Here is a 963-nt window from a genome sequence, read left to right on the forward strand (position 1 = left end):
CATCAGCGGCTTGTCCGGCTCCGGTTCGAAGTCGACAGCATAGCGGGTGATGGGGCGCGGATCTGCCGCTGCCTCGGACGGTGCGGTTTCAGTCTCGGCGGGCACTGCATCGGGTGCGGCCTCGCTCCCCTCCCGCTCCACCAGTGAAGTCGCGGGCCGCCCGATCTGCGGCCCGGTCGCGGGCGGGGTTTCGGGCGCCGTCACGTCCGGCGCCACGAGGGCGATTTCAGGGGCAGGTTCGGCGGCGACATCCGCGGTTTCGCCCGCCGTCTGCTCAGGCGCTTCGGCCTCCTCCGCTTCCTCTGTCGCCTCGGGTGCTTCGGGGCGGGCAACCGGATCGGGCTGGGCGGCGGGAAGATCATCCCGCTGAACGATCAGCGGCACGGTCGGGGCATCCTCCGCCAGCGCGGCGGCGCGTTCGCCATCTTCCGCCACGGGCAGGGTTCCGGTGCTTTCCGGGGCCTCCACCGCCGTGGGCTGGGCGGGATCGTCGAAACTGCCTGAGGGCGGCGCGGCGGGGGCCTCCTCCACCCCGTCGCTGACCTGCGCGATATCGGGCTGGGTCGGCGCGGCGATGCTGTCGTCTTCGGGGGCAAAGGCGGTCTGCGGCTCTTCGGCGGGGGGCGCCGGGGGCTGAGCCGGCTCGGTCGAGATTGACAATTCGTCCGCTTCCTGCGGCTCCATGGGCGCCAGCGCCATGGGATTGGGCAGCACGGGTTCATCCGCCGCGGGGGCGGCATCATTGCTTTCGGGGGCCGCGCCGGGCGCGCCCAGCGTTTCCGCGTCGCCGGTCACCGGCGGGGCGGCAGGCGTTGTGGCCGCATCGTCCAACCCGGCGATGCTGTCGCCTTCGGGTTCGGTCGTCACCGGCACGGTATAGGTAGTGACGCGGCGTTCGGATTGCGCGTCGACCGCTCTGGGCGCTCTACCGTCATCCCCCCCGGGGCTCGACGGGGCGGCGGT

General features: G+C 72.7%; 1 pseudogene. It reads right to left on the minus strand.

What is annotated here, in order from left to right:
- Nucleotides 1–963, minus strand: a pseudogene (locus tag A3728_RS23135) (hypothetical protein); the annotation flags it as partial.

Source organism: Sulfitobacter sp. HI0040 (assembly GCF_001634885.1).
Classification (GTDB): domain Bacteria; phylum Pseudomonadota; class Alphaproteobacteria; order Rhodobacterales; family Rhodobacteraceae; genus Sulfitobacter.